General features: G+C 46.4%; 22 protein-coding genes, 1 tRNA gene, 2 rRNA genes and 2 riboswitches (1 of these 27 only partly in view). Of the genes, 16 read left to right on the forward strand and 9 right to left on the reverse strand.

Annotation, left to right across the window (positions count from 1 at the left end):
• The 12 genes from EI981_RS00400 to EI981_RS00455 all read left to right on the forward strand — a co-directional run.
• Window positions 1–771 (forward strand): 23S ribosomal RNA (locus EI981_RS00400); it begins 2,162 nt to the left of the window's first position.
• 128 nt (window positions 772–899) lie between these two features.
• Window positions 900–1,016 (forward strand): 5S ribosomal RNA (rrf, locus tag EI981_RS00405).
• A 200-nt stretch (window positions 1,017–1,216) separates the two neighbouring features.
• Window positions 1,217–1,999 carry an RNA polymerase sigma factor gene (locus tag EI981_RS00410; protein WP_227011634.1) on the forward strand — a complete coding sequence of 261 codons (783 nt, stop codon included), beginning with the start codon at window positions 1,217–1,219 and terminating at the stop codon, window positions 1,997–1,999.
• A 70-nt stretch (window positions 2,000–2,069) separates the two neighbouring features.
• Window positions 2,070–2,663: an ATP-dependent Clp endopeptidase proteolytic subunit ClpP gene (clpP, locus tag EI981_RS00415; RefSeq protein WP_126994464.1), complete on the forward strand. Its 594-nt coding sequence runs from the start codon at window positions 2,070–2,072 to the stop codon at window positions 2,661–2,663.
• Between the two features lie 351 nt (window positions 2,664–3,014).
• Complete coding sequence (gene guaB / locus EI981_RS00420) at window positions 3,015–4,475, forward strand: IMP dehydrogenase (RefSeq protein WP_126994466.1); 1,461 nt, start codon at window positions 3,015–3,017, stop codon at window positions 4,473–4,475.
• 173 nt (window positions 4,476–4,648) lie between these two features.
• Complete coding sequence (locus tag EI981_RS00425) at window positions 4,649–6,034, forward strand: D-alanyl-D-alanine carboxypeptidase family protein (protein ID WP_127004206.1); 1,386 nt, start codon at window positions 4,649–4,651, stop codon at window positions 6,032–6,034.
• An 89-nt stretch (window positions 6,035–6,123) separates the two neighbouring features.
• On the forward strand, window positions 6,124–7,005 hold the full coding sequence (gene pdxS, locus EI981_RS00430) for a pyridoxal 5'-phosphate synthase lyase subunit PdxS (protein WP_126994468.1): 882 nt from the start codon (window positions 6,124–6,126) through the stop codon (window positions 7,003–7,005).
• A 78-nt stretch (window positions 7,006–7,083) separates the two neighbouring features.
• Complete coding sequence (gene pdxT / locus EI981_RS00435; RefSeq protein ID WP_126994470.1) at window positions 7,084–7,668, forward strand: pyridoxal 5'-phosphate synthase glutaminase subunit PdxT; 585 nt, start codon at window positions 7,084–7,086, stop codon at window positions 7,666–7,668.
• A gap of 169 nt (window positions 7,669–7,837) precedes the next feature.
• Window positions 7,838–9,121, forward strand: coding sequence for a serine--tRNA ligase (gene serS, locus EI981_RS00440; RefSeq protein WP_126994472.1), 1,284 nt, complete (start codon window positions 7,838–7,840; stop codon window positions 9,119–9,121).
• A 61-nt stretch (window positions 9,122–9,182) separates the two neighbouring features.
• Window positions 9,183–9,271 (forward strand) — tRNA-Ser (locus EI981_RS00445).
• A 148-nt stretch (window positions 9,272–9,419) separates the two neighbouring features.
• Complete coding sequence (locus EI981_RS00450; RefSeq protein WP_126994475.1) at window positions 9,420–9,575, forward strand: small acid-soluble spore protein P; 156 nt, start codon at window positions 9,420–9,422, stop codon at window positions 9,573–9,575.
• 193 nt (window positions 9,576–9,768) lie between these two features.
• A complete protein-coding gene (locus EI981_RS00455) occupies window positions 9,769–10,689 on the forward strand; it encodes a YitT family protein (protein WP_126994477.1) in 921 nt (306 codons plus the stop codon).
• 112 nt (window positions 10,690–10,801) lie between these two features.
• Here EI981_RS00455 and tadA read toward each other — a convergent pair whose 3' ends face one another.
• A complete protein-coding gene (gene tadA, locus EI981_RS00460) occupies window positions 10,802–11,299 on the reverse strand; it encodes a tRNA adenosine(34) deaminase TadA (RefSeq protein WP_126994479.1) in 498 nt (165 codons plus the stop codon).
• 375 nt (window positions 11,300–11,674) lie between these two features.
• Here tadA and EI981_RS00465 point away from each other — a divergent pair, with 375 nt between their 5' ends.
• A complete protein-coding gene (locus tag EI981_RS00465) occupies window positions 11,675–13,549 on the forward strand; it encodes a HAMP domain-containing sensor histidine kinase (RefSeq protein ID WP_227011635.1) in 1,875 nt (624 codons plus the stop codon).
• Between the two features lie 18 nt (window positions 13,550–13,567).
• Complete coding sequence (locus tag EI981_RS00470) at window positions 13,568–14,269, forward strand: pseudouridine synthase (RefSeq protein WP_126994483.1); 702 nt, start codon at window positions 13,568–13,570, stop codon at window positions 14,267–14,269.
• A gap of 87 nt (window positions 14,270–14,356) precedes the next feature.
• Here the strand turns inward: EI981_RS00470 and EI981_RS00475 are convergent, their stop codons facing one another.
• Together EI981_RS00475 and motA are read right to left on the reverse strand one after the other, a co-directional pair.
• Window positions 14,357–15,145 (reverse strand): flagellar motor protein MotB, encoded by a 789-nt coding sequence (locus EI981_RS00475; RefSeq protein WP_126994485.1) that lies wholly within the window; start codon window positions 15,143–15,145, stop codon window positions 14,357–14,359.
• The gene (gene motA / locus EI981_RS00480; protein ID WP_126994487.1) at window positions 15,120–15,932 is read right to left on the reverse strand and encodes a flagellar motor stator protein MotA; all 813 of its coding nucleotides are present in this window, start codon (window positions 15,930–15,932) and stop codon (window positions 15,120–15,122) included. Before motA ends, EI981_RS00475 begins: the two co-directional genes overlap by 26 nt.
• Window positions 15,933–16,121: 189 nt before the next feature.
• On the opposite strand from motA, the gene EI981_RS00485 reads away from it, so the two are divergent.
• Together EI981_RS00485 and EI981_RS00490 are read left to right on the forward strand one after the other, a co-directional pair.
• Window positions 16,122–16,415, forward strand: coding sequence for a hypothetical protein (locus EI981_RS00485; RefSeq protein ID WP_126994489.1), 294 nt, complete (start codon window positions 16,122–16,124; stop codon window positions 16,413–16,415).
• 163 nt (window positions 16,416–16,578) lie between these two features.
• Entirely contained in the window at window positions 16,579–16,878 is a 300-nt protein-coding gene (locus tag EI981_RS00490) for a 4a-hydroxytetrahydrobiopterin dehydratase (RefSeq protein WP_068778064.1), read from the forward strand.
• A gap of 116 nt (window positions 16,879–16,994) precedes the next feature.
• Here EI981_RS00490 and EI981_RS00495 read toward each other — a convergent pair whose 3' ends face one another.
• The 6 genes from EI981_RS00495 to EI981_RS00520 all read right to left on the reverse strand — a co-directional run bounded on the left by EI981_RS00495 (window position 16,995) and on the right by EI981_RS00520 (window position 22,857).
• On the reverse strand, window positions 16,995–17,351 hold the full coding sequence (locus EI981_RS00495) for a c-type cytochrome (protein WP_126994491.1): 357 nt from the start codon (window positions 17,349–17,351) through the stop codon (window positions 16,995–16,997).
• A 134-nt stretch (window positions 17,352–17,485) separates the two neighbouring features.
• The gene (locus EI981_RS00500) at window positions 17,486–18,010 is read right to left on the reverse strand and encodes a GNAT family N-acetyltransferase (RefSeq protein ID WP_126994493.1); all 525 of its coding nucleotides are present in this window, start codon (window positions 18,008–18,010) and stop codon (window positions 17,486–17,488) included.
• A 244-nt stretch (window positions 18,011–18,254) separates the two neighbouring features.
• Window positions 18,255–18,725: a C40 family peptidase gene (locus tag EI981_RS00505; protein WP_126994495.1), complete on the reverse strand. Its 471-nt coding sequence runs from the start codon at window positions 18,723–18,725 to the stop codon at window positions 18,255–18,257.
• 3 nt (window positions 18,726–18,728) lie between these two features.
• A riboswitch (cyclic di-AMP (ydaO/yuaA leader) is annotated at window positions 18,729–18,864 on the reverse strand.
• A 242-nt stretch (window positions 18,865–19,106) separates the two neighbouring features.
• On the reverse strand, window positions 19,107–19,598 hold the full coding sequence (locus EI981_RS00510) for a C40 family peptidase (protein ID WP_126994497.1): 492 nt from the start codon (window positions 19,596–19,598) through the stop codon (window positions 19,107–19,109).
• 3 nt (window positions 19,599–19,601) lie between these two features.
• A riboswitch (cyclic di-AMP (ydaO/yuaA leader) is annotated at window positions 19,602–19,737 on the reverse strand.
• A gap of 220 nt (window positions 19,738–19,957) precedes the next feature.
• Window positions 19,958–20,791 (reverse strand): hypothetical protein, encoded by an 834-nt coding sequence (locus tag EI981_RS00515; RefSeq protein WP_126994499.1) that lies wholly within the window; start codon window positions 20,789–20,791, stop codon window positions 19,958–19,960.
• A 65-nt stretch (window positions 20,792–20,856) separates the two neighbouring features.
• Window positions 20,857–22,857 (reverse strand): M1 family metallopeptidase, encoded by a 2,001-nt coding sequence (locus EI981_RS00520; RefSeq protein ID WP_126994501.1) that lies wholly within the window; start codon window positions 22,855–22,857, stop codon window positions 20,857–20,859.
• Window positions 22,858–22,869: the final 12 nt, after the last annotated feature.

Genomic DNA, 22,869 nt, shown 5'->3' on the forward strand with positions numbered 1-22,869 from the left:
GTGGGAGCCTAGGAAGCCGGAGCGCCAGCTTCGGTGGAGGCGCCGTTGGGATACCACCCTGATCGTGTCGGAGTTCTAACCTAGTACCGTGATCCGGTGCGGGGACAGTGTCAGGCGGGCAGTTTGACTGGGGCGGTCGCCTCCTAAAGAGTAACGGAGGCGCCCCAAGGTTCCCTCAGAATGGTTGGAAATCATTCGAAGAGTGCAAAGGCAAAAGGGAGCTTGACTGCGAGACTGACAAGTCGAGCAGGGACGAAAGTCGGGCTTAGTGATCCGGTGGTACCGCATGGAAGGGCCATCGCTCAACGGATAAAAGCTACCCTGGGGATAACAGGCTTATCTCCCCCAAGAGTCCACATCGACGGGGAGGTTTGGCACCTCGATGTCGGCTCATCGCATCCTGGGGCTGAAGTAGGTCCCAAGGGTTGGGCTGTTCGCCCATTAAAGCGGTACGCGAGCTGGGTTCAGAACGTCGTGAGACAGTTCGGTCCCTATCTGTCGTGGGCGTAGGAAATTTGAGAGGAGCTGTCCTTAGTACGAGAGGACCGGGATGGACGCACCGCTGGTGCACCAGTTGTTCCGCCAGGAGCATAGCTGGGTAGCTAAGTGCGGAAGGGATAAGCGCTGAAAGCATCTAAGCGTGAAGCCCCCCTCAAGATGAGATTTCCCAATTAGTAAGACCCCTTGAAGACGACGAGGTTGATAGGCCTGAGGTGGAAGTGCAGCAATGTATGGAGCTGACAGGTACTAATCGGTCGAGGGCTTATCCAAAAAACACCCCAAAAAGTGACGTAAGGCTTCGAAGGTAATTCCGATTACTTTTCGGGGACCCCGGAACTGAGTAAGGGCTAAAATGCAAATGAGTTTCGTATCCAGTTTTCAAGGATTAACCTTGAACGTTTGGTGGCGATGGCGGAGGGGTTCCACACGTACCCATCCCGAACACGACCGTTAAGCCCTCTAGCGCCGATGGTACTTGGACCGAAGGGTCCTGGGAGAGTAGGAAGTCGCCAAGCAATAAGAACCACTACCGATAACCGGTGGTGGTTTTTTTGTATATAGAATAAAATAAGAACAGAAGAACTTACGATAATTTTTATATCACCGTATCGATTACGGTGATTTTTTCGTTTATTACAGTGAAGGCTCTGCAAGGAGCGAACAGAAAGATCATCAAATGATAAGGGGGCATGGCCGAGTGGATCGAATAATTCCAATGAATTCGAAGGTTAAGGATACAGAAGCTTCTCCCGAATGGATACAGGAGCATCATCAGGTGCTGCAGAAATATTGTCGTTCTCTGACTGGCTCGGTCTGGGAAGGAGATGATCTTGCTCAAGAGACCTGGATGAAGGTATGGGCATATGTGCAGGAGAGGCCATTGGCACAGACTCATATAACTCGGGCTTTCTTATATCGCGCTGCTCGGAACGCATGGATTGACCAGGGACGCCGGAAGCGCTTGGATACGGTATCGTTGCCCATGGAACCCGAGCAATTAGAAGAGCCATTGAACTCGTATCAGCCATATGATCCTTCTGCTCTCCATCACATCATGGAGTTGATGATTCAGAGGTTCAATCCAGAGCAGAGGACCGTCCTTCTATTGATAGATGGCCTGAAGTTCACGGCTAGAGAAGTATCGGGGATGTTGAATATGACCGAGGGTGCGGTGAAGGCTCTGCTGCATCGTGTCCGGACCAAGCTAAAGGCCTTGGTAGACCCTATGAGCCAGGCTGATGATCCAGGCAAGGTAAAGAGACTATTCGGCTCTTACCCTGCCTCGCAAGTGGATGAGGACACTGTCTATGCCTATATCAAGGCATTCCATGAACAAGATGCCGCAGCATTGCTCTTATTAATGAACGAAGGAAGTAGGGATGTTCTCCCAGCGGTGCAATACGTGCATAAGGATAGATCCAGGAAGAAGACTCATGCCGAGGTGAGGCCTTTTAACTTGTTGCTCGGTCACGACTTGATCCAGAGCATGGTAGCTTAAGTTGTGTGTTGAACTGTTTTGATGATAACGCGTTGGATTAACCAACCTTTTTTAGAGGAGGCAATACAAGATGAGTACAGTGATTCCTTATGTTATTGACCAGACTGCTCATGGCGAACGGTCGTATGATATTTACTCCAGACTATTGAAGGATCGGATTATCTTCTTAGGCTCGGAGATTAATGATACCGTGGCGAACAGCATCGTGGCGCAAATGCTATTTCTGGCGGCAGAGGATCCGGAGAAGGATATTCACTTCTATATCAATAGTCCTGGTGGTTCGACCTCAGCAGGGTTCGCTATCTATGATACGATGCAATATGTGAAGCCAGATGTGCAGACGATTTGTTCGGGGATGGCGGCTTCATTTGCAGCTATTTTGCTGTTAGCTGGAACAAAGGGGAAGCGATATGCGCTTCCGAATAGTGAGGTCATGATCCATCAGCCCCATGGTGGTGTGCAAGGGCAGGCTAGCGATATCGCGATTAGTGCTAAGAGGATTATTAGTATTCGCAGTCGACTTAATGAAATTGCAGCGGAGCGAACAGGGCAACCTTTAGAGCGGATTGAGAAGGATATGGACCGTGACTTCTTCATGACCGCGGAGGAAGCGAAGCAATATGGGGTTATCGATGACGTTATTCAAAGGCAGCATAATATATAGTTCTGAGGAAGATGGGTAACATACTCAAGATCGAGGGATTGTCCAATGTAGTTCTCACTACAGGGGACAGTCCCTGTTTCGTCTGAGGGCATCTACCCAACAGCGGAATCAAAATGATGCGTTTGGGGTAGCATTATGATCATAAAATGTTCGAAATTGCAGATATGTACACTGCTGATGGACAATCGTGTGTACTGGGGAGCCTAACCTTTTTTCCTGACACATTTTCTTGACAGCCTATAGGGGCTTTGCTAAGATTGCAATTAATATATTTTCGTAAGTAAGGAAATGGCCTTGATTTATACGGGAATCGGTCGAATGGTAGTTCAAACTAAAGGAGGAAATTTCAAGGTGTGGGAAAGCAAATTTAACAAAGAAGGCTTAACATTTGATGATGTACTACTAATCCCTCGCAAATCAGAAACATTGCCTAAGGAAGTCGATGTATCGACCAGACTTAGCAATCGGGTGAAGTTGAATGTGCCTTTGATCAGTGCAGGCATGGATACGGTAACTGAATCAGCTCTGGCAATTGCAATTGCTCGCGAAGGCGGTATTGGTATTATTCATAAAAACATGCCAATCGAACAGCAGGCAGAGGAAGTGGATCGGGTTAAACGTTCGGAAAGTGGCGTAATTACGAACCCGTTCTCCTTGACAGCTAATCATCTTGTCTCTGATGCGGAGACAGTTATGAGTAAATTCCGGATCTCCGGCGTACCGATCGTGGATGAGGACAATAAGCTGATTGGCATTTTGACGAACCGTGACTTGCGTTTCGTACATGATTACAGCATCAAGATCAGTGAAGTTATGACTCATGAGAATTTGGTGACTGCACCTGTTGGTACGACCCTCCAAGAAGCAGAGGTTATTCTGCAGAAACACAAAATTGAGAAGCTGCCATTAGTGGATGACAATAATATTCTCAAAGGCCTTATTACGATTAAGGATATCGAGAAAGCGATCCAATTCCCGAACGCGGCCAAGGATTCCCAAGGTAGACTGCTGGTTGGCGCCGCTGTAGGTATCTCCAAGGATATGTTTGAACGGACTGAGGCATTGGTAAATGCCGGTGCGGACGTCATCGTGCTCGACTCTGCGCATGGCCATCATATTAATATTATTGAAGCAGTAGCTGATATTCGTAAAAAGTATCCTGAGTTGACTATTATCGCAGGTAATGTGGCAACGGGTGAAGCTACTCGTGAACTGATTGAGGCAGGCGCTTCAGTCGTTAAGGTTGGTATCGGGCCAGGCTCGATCTGTACGACCCGGGTTATCGCCGGAATCGGTGTACCGCAGATCACAGCGATTTATGACTGTGCTACGGTAGCCCGTGAATATGGCGTTCCAATTATCGCCGACGGCGGTATCAAGTATTCTGGTGAGATCACCAAGGCCTTGGCTGCAGGTGGACATGCTGTAATGTTGGGAAGTATGTTTGCAGGCACAGAAGAGAGCCCTGGCGAGTCTGAGATTTACCAAGGACGCCGCTACAAAGTATACAGAGGTATGGGTTCTATGGCTGCGATGAAGCAAGGCAGTAAGGACCGTTACTTCCAGGATGATGACAAGAAGCTGGTTCCAGAGGGTATTGAAGGCCGTGTAGCTTATAAAGGGCCGCTAGCTGATACGATTCATCAATTGATTGGTGGACTTCGCTCAGGTATGGGCTACTGTGGAGCTAAGAATCTGGACGAGCTTCGTAATGATACAGAATTTGTACGAATTACTGGCGCGGGACTTCGTGAGAGTCATCCACATGACATCCAAATTACGAAGGAAGCACCTAACTATTCTATTAGTTAATAGAAGAATAAGATTGGAGAAAGACAGGCCAGGCGGAAATCGCTGGGCCTGTCTTTTTTTGCAGGGTGCCCTGTGATAGAATAGACTAAGCAATAATTGAGAATATGAGGGGAGCTTAAGGAACATTGAAACTGAAAAGAAAACAACGCGCAATTCCGACTTCCAAACAAACTATGAAACCGCATTTTATTCGTAAAAGTGCTGCTTCTATATTGGTTTTGAATATGCTGTGCTTCTCTCTGGTTCCAGCGATGGCGCTGGCTGAGGGTGGACAAACGCAGCAAACGACGCAAAAGGAATCGACAACAACGACGAAATCGACAACTCCTGCCAAGGGAACGGCTATACCATCTGCGGAATCTCTCGACTTGAAGGTAAGCTCGGCTATTCTGATGGATGCAGAGACGGGGCAAGTTCTGCTTGATGTAAATGGAGAGCAGGCACTGCCACCTGCGAGCATGACCAAGATGATGTCTGAATACATCGTGGCGGAGTATGTGAAGCAAGGAAAGATCAGTTGGGATACCGTCGTGACTACAGGCAAGAATGCCGCCTTAACTAAGGGATCACGTATTTTTCTGGCTGAAGGGGACCAACATACTGTCAAGGATCTATATGCAGCAATGGCTATCGGCTCAGCCAATGATGCAACGGTTGCTCTAGCCGAACACGTTGCCGGCTCCGAGCAGGAATTCGTACAATTAATGAATGATGAAGCTAAGCGTATGGGGATGACTACAGCTCATTTCGCCAATTCTACAGGTCTTGATATAAAGGATATGCCGGAAGAGTTCCGTACTCCTGGTGATCAGGAGACAGTGATGTCGGCCAAGGATGCAGCTATTTTGGCCCGATATATTGTGACTGACCATCCGGATTTTAATCAATTTACTTCGTTGCAGACTTACAAATTCAGAGAGCGCGATAAGACACCAATCGTCAATTTGAACTGGATGCTTGAAGCAAATAAGGACATAACCAATTTCAAAAAATATGCCTATGAAGGTCTTGACGGCCTGAAGACAGGCCATACACAAAATGCGGGCAACTGCTTCACGGGAACCGCTGTTCGTGATGGTCATCGTCTGATCAGCGTCGTTATGGGGACCTCCAGTGATTCGGCGCGCTTTGTTGAAACGCGCAAAGTTCTCGACTACGGCTTCAACAACTTCGAGACCAAACAGGTCGTTGCTCCTAATGCGACGGTAACTGGATCTGAGACAATTACAGTGAAGAAGGCGAAGAACACCGAGATTCCGCTTGTGAGCAGCCAAGAAGTGGCCTTTGTCATTCCAAAGGGTGCGGATATCAGCAAGGTGGAGTCCAAAGTAACAATGACGCCGGAGAGCGCATCTCTGACTGCTCCTCTTCCAAAGGGAACCAAGGTTGGAACAGTGACTTACACCTTGAAGCCTGATGGAATGAATCAGACATTGGAGAAGACGGTTGACTTGGTTACTTCCCAAGATGCAGAGAAAGCGAACTGGTTCAAGCTTTTCATGCGAGCAATCGGTGATTTCTTCAGCGATTTGTTCAATGGCATTAAGAATTTGTTCTAGTACGAATAAATTCCGAGTGAATGGGTTGTATATTTTAGGCGACTGATGTAAAATATCAAGTTAGATTATTATCGGGAGGCGTGGAATTTATGGAAACTGGAACATCGAGAGTTAAAAGAGGTATGGCTGAGATGCAAAAAGGCGGCGTCATCATGGACGTTATGAACGCCGAGCAAGCAAAGATCGCCGAAGCAGCTGGTGCGACCGCTGTTATGGCTTTGGAACGGGTTCCTTCCGATATTCGTGCAGCTGGCGGCGTAGCTCGTATGGCTGACCCAACCATCGTTGAAGAGGTTATGAAAGTAGTATCTATTCCAGTTATGGCCAAAGCAAGAATCGGTCATTATGTGGAAGCTAAAGTTTTGGAATCGCTTGGGGTAGACTATCTGGATGAGAGTGAAGTTCTGACTCCGGCAGATGAAGTCTTCCATATTGATAAACGTGATTTCACAGTTCCGTTCGTATGTGGTGCAAAGGATCTGGGTGAAGCACTTCGCCGTATTAGCGAAGGTGCATCGATGATTCGTACGAAGGGTGAACCAGGAACAGGCAACATTGTTGAAGCTGTTCGTCATATGCGTCTAATCAATAGCCAAATTCGTAAAGTACAGAACATGTCCAAGGACGAATTGTATGCTGAAGCCAAGAACCTTGGCGTAGCCTATGATCTGCTGTTTGAAGTACATGAAGCTGGCAAGCTTCCAGTTGTAAACTTCGCCGCTGGTGGAGTGGCTACTCCTGCAGATGCTGCCCTAATGATGCATTTGGGTGCTGACGGCGTATTCGTTGGCTCGGGTATTTTCAAATCAGATAGTCCTGAGAAGTTCGCTCGTGCGATTGTAGAAGCGACTACCCATTATACAGATTATAAGTTGATTGCTGAAGTATCCAAGAACCTGGGTACGCCAATGAAAGGCATCGAAATCTCAAAATTGTCCCCCGCTGAGCGTATGTCCGATCGCGGTTGGTAAGATGGCTCCGAGGCGCGCTTCATGTTTTATGAAACGCGTCTTAAGTTGATAGCTTGGATAGAGAAAGAAGGTTTGGCCATGAAGGTAGGAGTATTGGCATTGCAAGGTGCTGTAGCAGAGCATATCCGCAGCATAGAGCTAGCGGGAGCAGAAGGCGTTACTGTGAAGCATACTGAGCAGCTTGAAGAGCTGGATGGATTGATTATTCCGGGCGGCGAGAGTACGACGATCGGTAAATTGATGCGGAAATACGAATTTATTGAAGCTATTCGAGCGTTCTCGGAGCAAGGGAAGCCGGTATTTGGCACTTGTGCCGGACTGATCGTAATGGCCAAAGAAATAGAAAACGGAGAAGAAGCGCATCTCGGGCTGATGGATATCAAGGTCTCCCGAAATGCCTTTGGACGCCAGCGTGAGAGCTTCGAGACGAATCTTGATGTGAAGGGACTTCAGGAGCCGCTCAGAGCTGTATTTATTCGCGCACCATTAATTACAGCGGTAGGAAATGAAGTTGATATTCTGTCGACCTACAATGATGAGATTGTAGCGGCCCGGCAAGGACATCTACTCGTTTCTTCATTCCATCCGGAGCTTACGGATGATTATTCCCTGCATACTTATTTTACAGAGATGATTAAGACTTACCAAGCGGCCGTACTATAAGTGCGTTTTGAACAACCTCTATAAAGCTGATAGTGAAGACACCTTGACTCCTTTCCAAGGGTCAAGGTTGTTTTTTGATTGATTCTTGTCGTTTAAGCGATCCCGGCGTCTATTGTTCAGCTTGTAATCGGCACGGCCTGCTACGGGATGATTCTAGGAGGGACTATCCATGTTAGATGTTAAAATATTAAGAAATGACTACGCTCGTGTCGAACAAGCTCTTCAGAACCGAGGTAAATCATTGGAGATGATCTCGGGCTTTTTACCGCTTGATGAGAAACGTCGGGAGTTGCTCCAAGAGAGTGAATCGCTGAAGAACCGTCGTAACACAGTATCTGCGGAGGTTGCCCAGCGTAAGAAGAACAAAGAGGATGCAGATGATCTGATTGCAGAGATGCGTGAGGTCGGCGACCGCATCAAAGCTCTGGACGAAGAAGTACGTGAGCTTGAAGTGAAAATCGATAATTTAACAATGAGCATTCCGAACATTCCGCATAGCAGTGTACCGATCGGCGCCACTGAGGATGATAACGTGGAAGTGCGCCGTATTGGCGAACCGCGTTCGTTCGATTTCGAGCCGAAGGCACACTGGGATATCGCGACGGACCTGGATATTCTCGATTTCGAAGCAGGCGCCAAAGTAACTGGCTCGCGCTTCACTTTCTATAAAGGCTTGGGAGCGCGCCTGGAACGCGCTTTGATTAACTTTATGATGGATTTGCATAGCAACGAACACGGCTATGTAGAAATGCTGCCTCCTTATATCGTTAACCGCGACAGTTTGTACGGTACAGGACAGCTTCCGAAGTTTGAAGAGGATGTATTCAAGCTGACAGAGGAAGGCTATTACTTGATTCCAACAGCAGAAGTTCCTGTAACGAACTATCATCGAGAAGAAATTCTGAATTCCGAGGACTTGCCTAAGAAGTATGTGGCTTACAGTTCTTGCTTCCGCTCTGAGGCAGGCGCGTCTGGACGAGATACGCGCGGACTGATCCGCCAGCATCAATTCAACAAGGTAGAGATGATCAAGGTTGTCCATCCGGAGACATCCTATGACGAATTGGAGCAAATGACGGCGAATGCGGAGCGTGTGCTGCAGCTTCTCAACCTGCCTTACCGCGTATTGGCCCTGTGTACGGCTGATCTTGGCTTTACAGCGGCTAAGACGTATGATCTTGAGGTATGGCTACCACAGAGCAATATGTACCGTGAGATTTCCTCCTGCTCGAATGTAGAGGATTTCCAGGCACGTCGAGCTAATATTCGTTTTCGTCCGGAACCGAAGGCGAAGCCGGAATTTGTACACACCTTGAACGGGTCTGGATTGGCTGTAGGGCGTACAGTTGCTGCTATCCTGGAGAATTATCAACAAGAGGATGGCAGTGTAGTCATTCCTGAGGTGCTTCGTCCGTATATGGGCGGTGTGGAAAAGATCACTACAAAAAAATAACTTGATCATGTGTAGAAAATATGTTAGAATCTGATTTGTTACGCGAATCAGATTCATACATGGAGAGGTACCGAAGCGGTCATAACGGGGCGGTCTTGAAAACCGTTAGGGTGCAAGCCCACATGGGTTCGAATCCCATCCTCTCCGCCATTTTACTAATAATAAGCCTTGATCAAGGTGATATATAGAAGCGAATCGAAATGAGGATGAGATGTCCTCATTTTTTTGTTGTATAAAGCGGGTGATTTCTTCACAAGTTACAGGGGGATATATCAATGGAATTGGAGGGAATCGCAATATGACCAAGCCTAAAGGATATACGACCCCGGGAACCCAGACAGACCAGAATAACCGCCCTAGGGATGACAGGGAGCATGATGGCCCTGAGCCGCTGTCGGGCTCTAAGAAGGTCAAGAACCGTAACCATGTTAGTCATCATAATCCACAGGGCTAGTGTAACAGAATGAGGTCGACTTGGTGATGCTTCAGACTTCCGGCGAATTGCCGGATTTTTTTTATCTTAAATTGAAATAAACAAGACATGAGACAAAGATAATGTCATAATATAAGTAGGGCCTTGACCATACGAGACGCTCACGAGTGGGAGAGAAACTCTAAAATTATACTAAAGAAATGAAAGGAAAGTGATGCGTTTGAACTCTGTCAACCTGGATACGATCTCTGAGGCGGCGAAATCCCAAACGATTAGACGGCATAAGCAGAAGTCTGTAGGGAATATCCTGATGAGATCCATCTTTATTGTTATTGGTGCCATTATTGTCTCAGTAGCGCTGGAGCTATTCCTAGTTCCGAACAAGATTACGGATGGCGGAATCACCGGGATCTCCGTAATGTCCTCTTACTTATCCGAATTACCGCTTGGTATTTTTCTGTTCCTGTTTAACCTTCCATTTCTGATTGTTGGCTATAAGCAAATTGGCAAGACCTTCGCGATTTCTACCTTATTAGGAATCTCGGTCATGTCTCTTGGTACGACATTGCTTCACCCGGTTGACCCTTTTGTCAGCGACACGCTGCTTGCTTTTGTATTCGGCGGGATTCTGCTCGGTTTAGGGACAGGTATCGTCATCCGGTTTGGGGGATCATTGGACGGAACAGAGATCGTAGCTATATTGATTTCACGCAAGACGCCATTTTCAGTTGGCGAGATTATTATGTTCTTCAACTTCTTCATTTTGTTGAGTGCAGGGTTTGTATTTAGTTGGGAAAGTGCTTTGTTCTCATTGTTAGCTTATTATATCGCTTATAAATCAATTGATATCGTAGTGGATGGTCTTAATGAATCCAAATCGGTTTGGATCATTAGTGATCAAATCGATGAGATCGGATCTGCTATATTGAGCCGCTTGGGCCGTGGCGTTACTTATTTGTCAGGTGAAGGTGGATTTTCGGGTGATCCGAAACGGGTTATATTTTGTGTAATTACTCGCTTGGAAGAAGCCAAGCTTAAGGAAATCGTAAATCATTACGATGAGAATGCTTTTATGGCTGTAGGAAATATCCATGACGTAAAAGGCGGGCGCTTCAAGAAAAAAGCTATTCATTAGTGGCTTGAAGACGCTCTTACTACGTTGGTTAATAATATGTATAAATAGGCTGGCTCGGAATGAATCCGGGCCAGCCTAACTATATGCGCCAGTTGAACTTCCTCTATATGCGTTATTTATGACGCAATTGCTTGAAGAATTGCTTGAGCAGGTCTGCACACTCTTCTTCTAATATGCCTGCAGTTAATTCTGTACGGTGATTGAACTTTGGTTCCTGCAGCAGATTCATAATGGTCCCTCCACATCCTGCTTTGGGATCTGTAGCACCGTAGATGACATGTGGCACACGGCATTGGACAATAGCTCCGGCACACATAGGGCAGGGCTCCAGCGTTACATATAGACGGCAATGCAACAGTCTCCAAGCATCTAGATTTTCACTAGCCTCACGAATCGCGATCATCTCAGCATGTGCTGTTCCGTCCCGTGAACTTTCTCTTAGATTATATCCTCTTCCTACAATTTCATCTCCACGAACAATAACAGCACCGATAGGTACCTCTCCAATCGCTCCGGCCTTGCGCGCTTCAGCGATCGCTTCACGCATCCAGTAGTCGTGGGGAAATGTCGATGCAGGGGGTTCGTGTATTAAGGGTAATGACATGACCATTCAGCTCCATTCACGGTTGTTCAGATCAAAAAATTCAGTATTTTGTCCGACGAACAAATATTCGTTGTTAACATGTTGTGGATAACACTGTTCATAACTGCTCATTTATCCCCATTATTATACACATATTAGACTTTTGCGTTGTGTATATGTTTATAACTTGTGCATAACTTTTTCGGTTTTGGGTGATAAATCGTAGAAAATAGATATTTTTTCTTAATTGTAGATAAAGGAAATAGGAATTTCAACGTCTTTGCAAAATCTTACAATACGGTTATGATGAGGGTAGTATCAAAGCAAGATTCGACATTAACCTCAATGTCCTGCAAGAGGTGAGAAGATCATTTGTCCATTAAATTCAAATTATCTATAGTGATGTCTCTTTTTGCTCTGGCCCTATTAACGTTTAACATCGTTCTTAGTTTTCTGTCAACTCGTGACAATCTTCGTAGAGACAGTGAAGCCAATATGATGTTAATTGCTAAGCAAATTGCTCTAGCTGTGGAACAATCCCGTTCCATATATGATTACGTGAAGAGAAATGAAATCGGCCAACAAACTGGGAACGGCTCTTCATTTGGCGGAATGCTAGACATGACGAGTCCAGAGAGAATTGTAAATGAATCTCTCATGTCCAATCATCATCTTTTGGAGATTACGGGTTTCTTCCCCGATGAACTTCGTGATCATCACAGCATCCTATTTGGCACGTACAAGTACAAAAATGATGTTGATATCTTTGAGAAATCCGGAGAAGCAGCCGAGAAGGGGACAAGCCTACTCAAGGATACAATAATTAACGGCAAGCGCGTACTAGAGTGTCTTATCCCCATTCAACCGAACAATCAGCAGCCTTATATGATCCGAATTATCTCCAGCTATGAACCTATTTCTGCAGCGATCACCAAGCAGGTGATTAACGAGATTTCAATCTCCATTATTTTGTTGCAAATCGTCGTATTCTCAAGTTATATTCTTGCCGGAGAACTGATTCGACCGGTTCAAGACATTCTGTATAAGGTGAATCGGTTATCCTCAGGAGATTTTCAGGCGAAGATCGAGGTAAGGCGCCAAGATGAACTCGGCCTGCTGGGACGACAGATTAATAGGATGGCGGATTATATGGGTCACTATACGGAAGAATTGAAGCTTAAGAATGATGAGAATCAGGTGATCAAGGAACGTCTGGAATCGATTATTAATCAGATGGCTGATGCGATTCATGTAACAGATCTAAGCGATAGGATATTGGAAGTGAATCGGGCATTCGAACAGCTGTATGGCTGGAACAGCGCTGAGATCGTCGGCACCAGGCTCGATTTTGTACCACGTTCTTATCAAGAGGAGAGAGAATCCTGGCTGAAGGAGCTCAGAGAAGGGCGTCCTCACGTCCTAGCTGAGACAACTCGTATTTGCAAGGATGGGAGATCTGTTAATGTAAGCATTAGCGTCTCTCCAATATTCGATGAAGACGGTGAGATCGTATCTCTGATCAACATCTCAAGGGATATGACGGAGCATAATAAAATGGAGGAACTGCTCAGACGTGCGGAGAAGCTGCGGACGGTTGGGCAGCTGGCAGCTGGTGTAGCGCATGAAATACGCAATCCGCTGACTACGCTCAGAGGATTCCTGCAATTGCAGCAGCGCGCGCGTACCGTCAATGACACACATACGGATATCATGCTTTCTGAACTGGAGCGGATTAATATGATCGTGAGTGAATTTCTAATCCTAGCTAAGCCACAGGCTGTTCAGTTCGAAATCAAGGATGTCAGATATACCGTCGGCGATGTGATATCGCTGCTGGATAGTGAGGCGCATTTACATAATATTGTGTTCGAGCACCATTTCTCTACTTCTCCTCTTCTGGTACACTGTGAAGAGAATCAATTGAAGCAGGTGTTCATTAATGTGTTGAAGAATGCAATGGAGGCGATGCCTGGAGGAGGACGGATCAAGCTCCAGGTCGCTGATCATGACGAGCATTACATTGCTATTCGCTTCATTGATGAAGGAGAAGGGATATCGAAGGAACGGCTGGATAAGCTTGGAGAACCGTTCTATACGAGCAAGGAGAAGGGGACAGGCCTCGGACTAATGATCAGTCAGCGTATCATAGAAGGCCATAAGGGAATGTTTGAAATCGATAGTGAGCTGGGTAAGGGAACGACCGTGACGATTACCCTACCTCGAGTCAAGGAAGCTCAAGAGCCAGTTGCGACCACTACAGGTGAAGAAATAGCATAACGGGGTGACCATACAACGGTGAGAATTAATAAATTTATTAGTGAGACAGGGTATTGCTCCAGACGGGAGGCAGACAAGCTGGTTGAATCCGGCAAGGTAACGATTAACGGTGTAACCGCACTGCTAGGAAGTCAGGCCGAGCCGGGAGATGATGTGAAGATTAATGGGGTTCCTCTCCAGGAGAAGCCGTCTAAGCACGTCTACATCGCTCTGAATAAGCCTGTCGGGATTACGAGTACAACAGAGCAGCATGTCAAAGGCAATATCGTCGATTTTGTTGGGCATGAAGAACGTATTTTTCCAATCGGACGCTTGGATAAGGATTCGGAAGGATTGATTTTGCTAACCAGCGATGGTGACATTGTTAATAAGATCTTGCGGTCTGAAGGCAAGCATGAGAAGGAATATATCGTTACAGTGAACCGCCCGATTACGCCTTCGTTCCTGAAAGCGATGGAGGAGGGCGTCAGGATCCTAGGCGCGATGACCTTACCTTGCCGGATTACAAGAATCTCTGATCGAACGTTCAGAATTATACTTGTCGAAGGTAAGAATCGCCAGATTCGCCGCATGTGCAGTGCTCTCGGGTATGAAGTACAGAAGCTGCAGCGGATTCGTATTATGAATATCCAGCTGGGATCATTGAAGGTTGGAACGTGGCGAGAATTGAACGAGCAGGAGAAGAGAGAGCTTGGTGGGATGTTGAATTATAAGCTCTAACAAGCTCGGTGCTGATATTAGACTTTATGAACAGCAATAGGTAAGAAAAAAAGATGGAGCCAGAGTTCTGGTCTCCATCTTTTTATTTTATTCATGAGCCGTGGTTACACCTAGCTTCTGATCCGGATCGACATACTTACGAATAATCGATACTTCGACGCGGCGGTTCTGTGCTCTGCCGACTGCTGATTCGTTTGTGGATACTGGATGATACTCGCCGTATCCAATCGCACTGAATTTCTGTGGATCAAGCTGTGTATTCAGCATCAATATCTTCATAAAATTCAATGCCCGGGCAGAACTGAGATCCCAGTTTGAAGGGTACTCTTTATTGGATATCGGTATATTGTCGGTATGACCCGAGACAATAACCTCATAGTCCGGGAACTGCTCCAGCATGTCCGAGATGGCCTCGGCCAGCTTCCGGGCATCCGGTTTCACCTCAGCTTCTCCCGAAGGGAACAGCGCTTTGTCGCTGATCGTAATCATTAGCTGGGACTGATTGAGCTTCGTATCAAGATCATTCGTCAGTCCATTCTGCTTAATATAGTTGTCCAATTGCTTCTTAAGCCCTTCCAGATTTTCCTGCTCCCGGCGCCTCAGCTCATTTACGCTGGCTTTTACATCATCCGGCTTAGGCTGTACTTTGAAGGATTGCATGTCGTTACTGTTGAATGAGCTCTGATCCAGAATACCCGATCCACCGCTAAGCACGTTGTTAAAGGCATCGCTGACCGCTTTGAATTTCTCCGCGTTCACGGAGCTCATTCCGAACAGGACGATGAACATGGCAAGCAGAAGTGTCATAAGGTCAGAATAAGGGAGCAGCCAGCTCTCGTCTGCATGCTCTTCATGCTCTTGATTCCGTTTGCGCACCTTGACCTGCCCCCTTTTCTAGGATATGAGCACGCTCGGCAGGGGTTAAGAATACAGCAAGCTTTTGTTGAATAGCGATCGTAGACACCCCGGATTGAATCGATAACAGGCCTTCTACCATCATTAGTCGGATCTCTATTTCTTTCTTAGAGAGACGTTTCAGTTTATTAGCAATCGGATGCCACATGACGTAACCAGTGAAAATACCGAACACGGTTGCGATAAATGCACCTGAGATCGCATGGGATAGAACTTCGACATCGCTCATATCTGACAATGCTGCAATCAGACCGACGACGGCACCGAGTACCCCGAGCGTAGGTGCATACATCCCGGCTTGCGAGAAGATTTGGGCCCCTGCTTTGTGTCGCTCCTCGGTAGCGGCGATGTCCTCCGTCAGTACATCCTGTACGAATTCCTGATCATTGCCGTCAATGATCATCCGCATTCCGTTTCGTAAGAAATCATCGTTGATTTCTTCTACCTTGGCTTCCAGAGCGAGCAGTCCTTCACGGCGGGTAATTGTGGCCCACTCCGCAAATAGAGCAATCAGTTCGCCCTTTGTAATGATTTTTGGCTTAACGACCGTCATTTTGAGCAGCTTCGGAAATTTCTTCAGCTCGGATAGCGGGAACGCCACGAACAGAGTCGCTGCGGTACCCACGAAGATAATGACAAAGGCCGCGGGGTTGGAGACCAAGCTTTCGATCGGCGCACCTTTGAGGAACATTCCCCAAATAAGTGCCACGAATCCAAGAATAAGTCCAATAATCGTTGAGATTTCCATTGCACACCTCGTCCTTGAGATAATTATTCCATAATTCTGCCACCCGCATCCTTGCAGAACGGCATTTATGATTTTATGGAAATGGCTTATCTTTTTTATCGACAGAATTCCCTTTTTTTTTAAGGGCGATTTTCCGGTATAATAGGACTACGACTGAATATTTGTTAGAGCGAAGGGAGAAAAAGGATCGTGGGCGTGAAGCATGGCAGAGATTATGAATATATTTTGGCAGATCTCACGAAGGCGGTAGGCCAGATATCTGATAGCTATAATTTCTTTGAAATGGAGGCTTCTGAATGGGAGGACCTATCGGCGGAGGAGAAGCTGGAAGTCCAAGAGGCGCTGGCAGAGGACTTGTTCTTTGCGCTAGGTACGGAGTCGGTCATTTCCGTTGGTAGCGCAGTGGTGATCTATGATGCGGACAACCATCGCATTAACTTCCTAATCGGAGAGGATGAACTGGATTTCGTTGCATTGATTTAATATTAATTCCCTTATTTTGTTTATACAGTAAACACTATGGTAATATATTGGATAGCATGATCGTTGAATAGAAGAATATAATGAATTAATATCTCATGTACGAATCGTATGTAAGAATGATATGGGGATATTTTTTGAGAACGAACGGGAGGTAGGAATTAAAATGCCGTTTACACCGCAGGAAATAGAAGCGCATTTAGAGAGACTGGAAGGATGGGAGCTAGAAGAAGGACGATGGATCGTTCGCAAATATACCTTCTCTAATTATATGAAGGGAATCGCTTTTGTCGATGAGGTTGCAGCCATATCGGAAGCGTTCAATCATCACCCTTTTATAACCATTGACCATAAAACAGTGACGCTTCGGCTGACATCATGGGAGGAAGGCGGAATAACGGCCGTTGATATTAAAGAAGCACAGCAGTATAACGAGGCATTTGAGAAAGCACGTTCTGTAGGCTGATGCATCGATAAGCTCTATAGCCAGGCTGAAAGAGGAGTACTATGAATCTTTACAGCCGGCTCGTATAGAACAACGCCCCCAAGGGACTTCCTTGGCGGGCGTTGTTCGTGTTACGGTTATTTTTGCTCCGCAAGCCACAGGGCTACGTTCGCAATTTCTTCGTCCTTCAGCCTATCCTTGAAGGTTGGCATTTGTCCTTTGCCTTTCTTGATGATGCCGTAGAGCTGATCCGCTGATAATGTAGCTCCGATTTTCTGCAAATTCGGACCAACTTGACCTTGCAGTTGATCGCCATGGCAACTGATACAGTTTGCCTTGATAATAGCATCGGCCTGATCAGCATTGAGTGTAATTTCAGGCATGGTTGGTTTGGCCTCTTTGGCCACTTCTTCTTTACCAGGTAAGGTGAAAATCAACACGATGGCCATAATGAATGCCACGCCGAGTAATCCGCTCATGATCCATTTCTGCACACGAATCGCCCCTTTATGTAAGCTATCCATTCCATTATACCGGAACATCGCAGTGGATCATAGCATTTGTGACAAAAAAAGTAATGATAATTTAGTGTTTTCTTGAAAATATATGCAAATCATCACAGACAACATTAAAGTTCGTTGTGGCCAGGATCTTCTCCCTTAGGGAATCCGCGAAATACCATACAATAGTAAGGCTTGGAAATGCCGCCGGGCGTCATCTTCTCATATAGGTCCGTAATGACGAAGCCCGATTTCTGGTACGCTCGGATCGCTCTTTTGTTCCAGGTCAGTACCTCGAGATCCACCTCATTACTAGGCTTACGACGCAGCGCCTCCTCCGCGATCGCGATGACAAATGATTTACCATAGCCGTGACCACATAAATCAGGTCTCATCCCGACCCCAATACGGGTTACTCCTTTGAGAGGGAAGTATTGGGCAAAGCCAGCGAGCTCGCCGGTCTCATCCAATAGGGAGGCGTATTGTTCGGCCCGTAGTGCAGGATTGCCGAATTCTACATCGAGCGCCTTCATCTGTTCCCAAGGGAGCCAGCTATATACGTCATAGGGAGAATCGTAGCGCCAGGTGCAGATATCTGCGCCATGGTCTTCTTCCATAGGTACAATAAGAAATTTCGGAATATACTTTTCCATATTTACGCCTCCTTGCTTATTGCATGATAGGATGGATGCCTAGATTACCTTTTTAAACTCACTCTAACGGGAATTCTATTCCTTGTAAAGGTGTTAGCGCGATTTTAGAATATTTTGCTTACCCAATACGTTGTAGAAGCGGATATAAAAAAATGCAACTGATTCCGGGCTTGGAATCAACTGCATTATATAGATAAATGATGATAAATGAATGAATGAAAGTCAAATGGTTGAACGCTGGAGATTAAGCTTGGGCATACAGAGAATAAGTATATTGACTAAGGATACGCTTGGCGCCGACATAACGCGCTTTGTAGTAGCTATTGCTCAAGCTGTCGATACGAACGCCCTTGGATGAGGAGGAATGCGCGAATTCTCCATTACCAACATAAATGCCTACATGGGACACGCCACTACCCGTCGTATTGAAGAAGACGAGATCGCCAGGCTTCAACTGGCTCTTGCTTACTGCAGTGCCTTGCTTGAACTGATCCGTCGATACACGAGGTAGGGTTACGCCCATTTTCTGATATACATATTTGGTGAAGCCTGAGCAGTCAAAACCGCTACTGGCGCTGATTCCACCTAGTCTGTAAGGTGTACCGTATACCGAGTCAACAACATTAGTTAGAGTGGTGCTCGCAAAAGCATTGCCGCTTTGCATAGTGAAGAAGATGGCTAGGCTTGCTGCGGCTGCGATGATTGTTTTTCTCAAGATGTAAACTCCTTCCAAGGCCTGCGAGGTTAGCTTGCGGATTCGGTTGAAGGTTCCCTATGGCAGCGTGATAGCGGCCAATTCACCCCAGATGGTTCCCCCGTTTCCCGGGTGCTTAGGAATTCGGCTGTTCTTAGTTGATTCACCCAAAAGTTACGATAGTTACAATAAAGTTTACAAACTTGTTACTATTACATTGGTCATTTTACCAAACCCGCCCAGGTTTGACAAGCTTGTCGATAGATTTGATCTGTAAGTCTGTGTTTATATTTGAGTGCATAGGCATAAAGGGCCAGAAGTAGGGGGAATGCAGGCCCTTAGGCAAATAAAAAACCCGCGGTTGTGATTCTAATTGAATCGCCGCGGGCTTAAAATTCGTTATTATTCTACATCATCGTGATCTGTAACTTCTCCAGTAGCATCTTCGTACTTGTCAGAACTCATAACGCGCTTAGCTCCAACATAACGGTCTACATAATATTTCTCGCTCAATTTGCTAATTACAACGCCCTTGGAAGTGGAAGCGTGAGCAAATTTGCCTTCACCTACATAAACACCCACATGAGATATGCCTTTGCCTGAAGTGTTGAAGAACACCAGGTCGCCGGCGAGTAGTTCATCCTTGGATATGGATTCGCCCATTTTATATTGCGATCCCGATTGGTGAGGAAGCTTGATACCGATTTTGGAGAATACATACATCGTAAATCCTGAGCAGTCAAACCCAGAAGTCGTTGTACCACCGGATACATACTTCGTTCCGAGCGCTCCATCAATAGCAGAGTCTAATTTGGAGTCTGCGAAAGCGCTGCCAGTTCCGATGGAGAAGAGCAATGTAACACCAAGAGCTAATGTAGTTAACTGTTTCTTCAAGAAAAATACTCCTTCCGATTGCCTACGAGGTTAGCTTACGGATTCGGTTGAAGGTTCCCTATGATCCCTCTCTAGCGAGATCAATTCACCCAAAGTGGTTCCCCCGTTCCCCGTTAAGGGAATTCGGCCATGATTTCGTAAATAATTGTTATAATTACACTCGCTATTGCTATTACTTGACTTATTATGACAATAATGATTACAAAACTGTTACTGAATTTCTGCTGTTGTTATTGTAACAAAGAGAAGTATATTTTGGCAATGGTTAATTCACAAGATTCAGAGAGAAAAACAAAGAACAAGGCCTCCGATTCTGGCGGAGGCCTTGTGGTATAAGGGATTGTAATAGTGAAAAAAAATTAACTTTTTTGTGATTTCATTTCCCATAGTTGATATTGAGAGGTTATTTCCCAAACTCTAAACAAACTTCGTATGAAAGGATAGCTTTGCTGCAGAATAAGAGCGAGTATTCCGGTCCATATCCACGATACTGAGCCAAAGATTAAGAACAAGATCAGTGCAAAAGCTCCAAGTAAGAGAGAGATGCCTGCTCCAGGAAGCGCATATCGAATACCTATTAGAATAGAACCCCATAGCCCCTTTTTAAAAAGATAGCCAAATTGCGCGAACAGCGAGATTTGGTCAATGAGCCAGCAATAGATCATCCATGCAAGTAGAACGCCCGACATCTTCAGGATCGGGGTGATCTGTATGGTTCCTGAGCGAAGTATGTCTGGCAGAAGTCCCTGAACGTGAGGGAGAATCCATAATAGGGGAAGGCTGATTAATATAAGTTCGATAAATAGGAAGAAGAACACCGGCTTCCCAAACTCCTTCATGCCTCGGAACAGCGGAAGTCCGCTCTTTCGCTCCTCCTTGGACATTAAGCCATACAGGATCCCTGCCTGGAGCAGGGGCGTCACTAGCAGTCGGATGAGAGCCATGCCGAGCAGCATCCCCAGATAGAGACGGATGTCTGGGCTATGCTTGAGCTCGTACTGACCTTCCAGAAGGAATAGAGACTGGCTGAGCATATTGGGCGGGGGATCTGGGTATCTAACCAAGACCTCCGTAACTACTGAATTGACGAGCCTGTATAAAAATAGTCCCCAGAGCAGTTGATACAGAAACAGAATGATAATAGAGGGAAGCTGGTTTTTTATAAGACTCCATCCATTACGTATATAGATCATACTTTTCCCCCTCAGAGTTTTGTTAAGGTAAGGCTTCATAGAATACGGCCGCAGAGGTTAGATATCTACCATAATAACGATCCGAGTACGATCTCCAGCAATTTGACGATCGTTAAGGTAGAGCGGGTACCCACTGGTTCCTGAACCTCCGCCTTCAGGTAGTTGTTAATATGTTTGTTCTCTAGAACGAGCGCATATTCAGGATCGATTTGTACCCAATCCACAGGCTCTTTGTACTGGACCTTAATCTTCAGGGTGTCGTTATCCACATTCCAAGTTTTACGCAGAGTATGTCCGTCCTTGAACGAGAGCAATATGGAAACCTCTGGGTAATTGGCGCCCTTACGGCTTATATCGATGATTGATTCATAGACCGATCCGCTGCTCGAATTGGAGGGATAAATCTGAATTCGATCGACTGAGAAATCAGCCATTTTGTCGCTATATACGTATTGGTTGAAGTATTCCTTCCACGATCGACCCGTGATCTGCTCAACGGTACGCTGGAAATCTTTTGTTGTCGGATGCTTGAAGCGGTATTTCAGGCTGTAGCTGGACATAATTCGCTTCATCGTCTTGGCACCTACTTGCCTCTCAATATCAAGCAGGATCAGTTTCCCTCTATAATAAGCATTCTGGGCGTATACATCGCTATTTCCATATTTCCAGGCATTCTGGGTTAGCGAAGCCGGAGAAGTGATGATCGCTGATTGGACCGGGAGTGGAAGGTTAGTTGTGAATTCCTGCTCCATCAGCTTATCTTCGGCATAGGAGGCGAATCCTTCATCCAACCAGGCTTCCTCGAACTCATTACTAGCAATCATCCCGTAGAAATACTGGTGAGCAATCTCATGGATAACTGTACGCTCCAGCTCATTGTAATCTGGGGAGTCGCTCTTTGCTCCGAAGGAAGTAACCAGAGTTGGATACTCCATGCCCCCTGCACCGTTCGCTTCTGCGGGTGGGACCACAATCGATAACGTAGAGTATGGGTAGCGCCCGTACCACTTGCTGAAGTTAGCCAAGGCTACCTTGGCGGCATAGAAATAACGTTCCTTCAAATCCTTATGAGCAGGATCAAGATATAACTTAATCCGCACGCCGGGAATCGTGTCGGAAGAGAAGGGCTCTTCTGCATAGATGAAGTCTGGCGACGCTGCCCAAGCGAAATCATGCACATCATCGGCATAGTAATGGACGAGCTTCCGTCCATTCTGGATGTTAGCTGCCTTGGTCGGGAAGCCAGTGGCGGCGACGGTGTAGTTGTCGGGGACATCGATCTCCACACTGTATATACTGAAATCGGAATAGAATTCTGAATTACCATGGTATTGATGCAGATTCCAACCTTCAGTGGATCGTCCTCTTGTACCGGCAGGCTCGTACACGCTTATCTTGGGGAACCACTGTCCAGCCATTACAAAGTCGCCGGAGGCGCCCATGCGAGCAAAGATTTTCGGTAGCTTCACTGTGAAGTTAATCTTTAGGGTAATGCTCTCACCACTTTGGACAGAGACAGGCAGACGAACTCTAACCAGCGTTCTGTCCTTGGTATTGCCGTCATCAGGTTGGACATATTGAATCCGATGAAGCAGGGAGATCCCATCGGTTGTCCGAATTTCGGTCAGCTCCATCGATCCCCAGCCATCCTTGGGCATGGCGTCATTCCGCAGCTTGCCGCCCGATTCCTTCATAAATGTACTGTCTGCTGAAGCAAAGGCATTTGGATATAAATGAAGGTAGAGCTCATTGACCGATTTCTTGCCAGGATGCGTCCAGGTAACCGTCTCTGAACCTGTCAGCGTATTTTCCTGTTCATCCAGCTTAACGTTGATATGATATTCCGTTACACGGTTGCTGAGCACCTCAGCGGTTGGCTGCTGGATGCTCTCGCTCTGAGGCGCGGAGGATACGTGCTCTATCCCAGCTATTTGCCCAGGCTTGTTCTTATCTAAGGTGAAGGCAGCCTGATGAGTCTGGCTCTGTTGGTAGAAATACAGGGCCGTTCCAGCGACGAGGCATAGCGCGACGAAGGAAAGGCCAAAGATCAAAATTCTTCGGGTCATACAATGGATACC

Source organism: Paenibacillus lutimineralis (assembly GCF_003991425.1).
Classification (GTDB): Bacteria; Bacillota; Bacilli; order Paenibacillales; family Paenibacillaceae; genus Fontibacillus; species Fontibacillus lutimineralis.

What these genes read in the sequence shown, in the direction of transcription:
- EI981_RS00410 (WP_227011634.1), top strand. Translation starts at nt 1,217, where the DNA reads ATGAATTCGAAGGTTAAGGATACAGAAGCTTCTCCCGAATGGATACAG.
- clpP (WP_126994464.1), top strand. Translation starts at nt 2,070, where the DNA reads ATGAGTACAGTGATTCCTTATGTTATTGACCAGACTGCTCATGGCGAA.
- EI981_RS00425 (WP_127004206.1), top strand. Translation starts at nt 4,649, where the DNA reads ATGAAACCGCATTTTATTCGTAAAAGTGCTGCTTCTATATTGGTTTTG.
- pdxS (WP_126994468.1), top strand. Translation starts at nt 6,124, where the DNA reads ATGGAAACTGGAACATCGAGAGTTAAAAGAGGTATGGCTGAGATGCAA.
- pdxT (WP_126994470.1), top strand. Translation starts at nt 7,084, where the DNA reads ATGAAGGTAGGAGTATTGGCATTGCAAGGTGCTGTAGCAGAGCATATC.
- serS (WP_126994472.1), top strand. Translation starts at nt 7,838, where the DNA reads ATGTTAGATGTTAAAATATTAAGAAATGACTACGCTCGTGTCGAACAA.
- EI981_RS00450 (WP_126994475.1), top strand. Translation starts at nt 9,420, where the DNA reads ATGACCAAGCCTAAAGGATATACGACCCCGGGAACCCAGACAGACCAG.
- EI981_RS00455 (WP_126994477.1), top strand. Translation starts at nt 9,769, where the DNA reads ATGCGTTTGAACTCTGTCAACCTGGATACGATCTCTGAGGCGGCGAAA.
- tadA (WP_126994479.1), bottom strand. Translation starts at nt 11,299, where the DNA reads ATGGTCATGTCATTACCCTTAATACACGAACCCCCTGCATCGACATTT.
- EI981_RS00465 (WP_227011635.1), top strand. Translation starts at nt 11,675, where the DNA reads ATGTCTCTTTTTGCTCTGGCCCTATTAACGTTTAACATCGTTCTTAGT.
- motA (WP_126994487.1), bottom strand. Translation starts at nt 15,932, where the DNA reads ATGGAAATCTCAACGATTATTGGACTTATTCTTGGATTCGTGGCACTT.
- EI981_RS00490 (WP_068778064.1), top strand. Translation starts at nt 16,579, where the DNA reads ATGCCGTTTACACCGCAGGAAATAGAAGCGCATTTAGAGAGACTGGAA.
- EI981_RS00500 (WP_126994493.1), bottom strand. Translation starts at nt 18,010, where the DNA reads ATGGAAAAGTATATTCCGAAATTTCTTATTGTACCTATGGAAGAAGAC.
- EI981_RS00515 (WP_126994499.1), bottom strand. Translation starts at nt 20,791, where the DNA reads ATGATCTATATACGTAATGGATGGAGTCTTATAAAAAACCAGCTTCCC.
- EI981_RS00520 (WP_126994501.1), bottom strand. Translation starts at nt 22,857, where the DNA reads ATGACCCGAAGAATTTTGATCTTTGGCCTTTCCTTCGTCGCGCTATGC.